2 protein-coding genes are annotated in these 2,951 nt (G+C 32.9%); both read left to right on the top strand.

Translation table 11 applies throughout. The features are described from left to right. Nucleotides 1–207: 207 nt before the first annotated feature. Nucleotides 208–1,692, top strand: coding sequence for a GIY-YIG nuclease family protein (locus J8L70_RS15950; protein ID WP_247664865.1), 1,485 nt, complete (start codon nt 208–210; stop codon nt 1,690–1,692). Nucleotides 1,693–1,994: 302 nt separating this feature from the next. Next, entirely contained in the window at nt 1,995–2,783 is a 789-nt protein-coding gene (locus J8L70_RS15955; RefSeq protein WP_211056563.1) for a DUF5677 domain-containing protein, read from the top strand. Nucleotides 2,784–2,951: the final 168 nt, after the last annotated feature.

The following is a 2,951-nucleotide window of genomic DNA, read 5'->3' on the forward strand; positions in this document are numbered from 1 at the left end:
TTGTTATAGTCTAGTTTATTGTTATATATTAATTAAAAAGTCGGAGTAACGTTAGGTGCGATACGGCGTTTCTTTCTTAATTATCAGCTTTATAAATTAGGCCTGCCGTAAATAGTTAAAACTTCCCCAATTTGGCAAGATAAAGGGTAAATGTTATACATTATATATAAAAGTTACGTAAGATTTATGGAGAAATAAGTGACAGATATGGATAAAGTATTACAAAATGAAGCAGATACCGCTGGTCTAGACATTTTTGGTAGTAATCAAAGGGCTAGTTATAGGGATTATAAATTTAAAGTATGTGGGCATGTACAAGGCATTAAAATTGAAAATGTGAGGACAGGTAAATTTAAGTGTCTCCAATGCTCAGAAATATCGCTAATGAAGCTTGCAGAAGAGAATAACCTAGAATTTATAGGTATTAAGATAAAATTGAATTCAAACCTTTACCGTTTTAAAAGTTGTGGGCATGAGCAAGTAATAGCTTCAAACAATATAATAAATAAAAATATTACCTGCGATAAGTGCTTCAGCTTGAAGCTATGTGAAGAAGCTAAGCTAGCTAATCTAGAGCTTGTTGAGATTATCCAAAAAAGCAGACCTTACATTTATAGATGTTTGAAGTGTTCATCAATTTTAAAAATAAAACCTGGGGATGTTAAATCTAATAACTTCAATTGTTCAACATGTGCTCAAAATGAGCTCATGGATCAGGCTAAATTAGCGGGCCTCTCTTTCCTTAATAAAGATAAAGTTAGAAGATACCATAATATTTACGAGTTTAAGTCTTGTGGGCACAAACAATCAATTCGAAACGATAAAGTTAAATCAGGTGTATTTAATTGTAATACTTGTGAAATAAATAAACTGAAAAACGAAGCTAAAATTGTAGGCCTTGAGTATATTGATAACTGTCCAAAAGCAGGTAGTAAGATATATAAATTCATAGACTGTGGGCACCAGCAAGAAATTCGAATATCTCGCGTCAGGGAGAATGTATTTAAATGCAATGAATGCCATCAATCCAAATTAAAAGCAGAGGCCTCTAGCAATAGTTTAACTTTAATAGGACAAGGAAAGGATACCCATTATAGAATATATAGCTTTAACGGTTGTGGTCATCAACAGGAAATAAGGGTAGATAAAGTAAGGAGCAGTAACCTGAGATGTCAAGCCTGCCAAACAGATAAAGTCGATACAGAGGCACTTGAAGTTGGTTTGAAGGTTATTTCTAATGGTAAAACCTCCCATTATCGTTTGTATGAATTTATCCAATGTGGACATCAACAAGAAATAAAAGTTGGTCATGTAAGAGATAATCTTTTCTTATGTAGTACGTGCGAAGAATCAGCTTGGACACAGGAGTCTGGTGTATATATTTTTGAAATAATCAAAGGAGGTTACGCATGGCTGAAAATTGGCGTCGCAAAAAACACTAAGAACAGAATCAGTCAATATGGGCTGTGTGATGATTCGATAGTAAATGAGCTTGCATATCATAAACTTAGTTCCGGTAGAGAAGCTAGGGAGTTGGAAAAAGGAATCCATAAACTTATGTCTAAATATTCACTACCATCAAATAAGATGAAAAAATTTATGCCTCTAGGTGGATTTAGTGAGTGTTTTGACATAAAGGGTAAAAGCCTCGCTTTATCAACAATCGAAAATATTCAAAGTAAAAATGAGTAGAGTTCTAGAATTAAATTTGGTTTACCATTTTTTATCTTTTTGAGTAGTAGTAATTGGCACTGAGCTGAATTCGTGCAAAGAGCGAGAAGCGGTCGATCAGATGAGTCGCTTTTAACTTAGTAAGAATAAGAGGACACTTTCCTCTTTTTACATATTTATATAAGTTACATAAAGCAGAATATATATAGCTAGCAATAACTTATGCTTTTTGCTATTAATACTAACTCATAAAACAAGGTCGTTTTCTCGCTAAAAAAGGAAAGTGTCCTCTGATAAAGTTGTTGGGCACTCAGGGGGGTTCATTGCAATATCGAAAATATGACGAATATAAATTTATGCACGAATCTATAAATGGTTTTTGTAGAATTATCCTGCTGTCATTTGCAAAAGAAGAATGTGAAATTAAAGATATTATTTTGAGAAACTCAATAGCAAAAGCATCAATGAGCTTAAAGGGAATATTTGCTCAATGGGATATCAAAAACTATCAAGATGGGTGGGCTATGTACAGAAATGTACTCGATAGACTTTTTCATATAGAACACATAGCTCAGAACAATCAATTTCAAGAATTTGCTGATTGGTCTATCTATCAACAAGCTATAAAGCAGAATTTGGTTAAAAGTGACATTAGGTTTCAAAACTCTAGTCCACCACTAAACGCTAAAATGAAGGCTAGAGTAAAAGAATTATTAAAAAACAAACCCACATGGAAACGTCCTAAAGCTGAAGATGTAGCCAAAAGCATGGAAATGGACTTCTTATATAAATATGGTTTTGATATGGCAACAATGCACACGCATCCTATGTCTAACGATGGGGCACAAGATTTCCACTCTATAACAGGGATACCTACAAATGAAGAGTTCCCTGATCAAATAACTTTATTACATAATAGTATTTTGGTAGTAACATTAATCATTCAAAATGTACTAAATTATAGCTCTCCCAAGTGGAGGAATATCATGTGGGATTTTATCGAGCAACTAAGGTTTAGTCTCAATGATGGTAATAAAAATTATGGTGTTACTTTTATTAAAATAGCTAATAAATTTGGTGAACAATCAACTTTGTGTGCCGAAAATGTCTAATAAACAATTTAATAGGGACAAAAAACAGTCTGCTTTTGTTCACTGTTATCACCATTTTAGCAAACTAATTTTTGTCCGTTAATATGGGCGTTAGTTTTAATGAATTAACTAGATACATGAATTAACTAGACACCCATCCTAAATTTTGTAGTTTAGCAAACTAAGTAG

It is taken from the genome of Pseudoalteromonas sp. MMG010 (assembly GCF_018100905.1).
Taxonomy (GTDB): Bacteria; Pseudomonadota; Gammaproteobacteria; order Enterobacterales; family Alteromonadaceae; genus Pseudoalteromonas.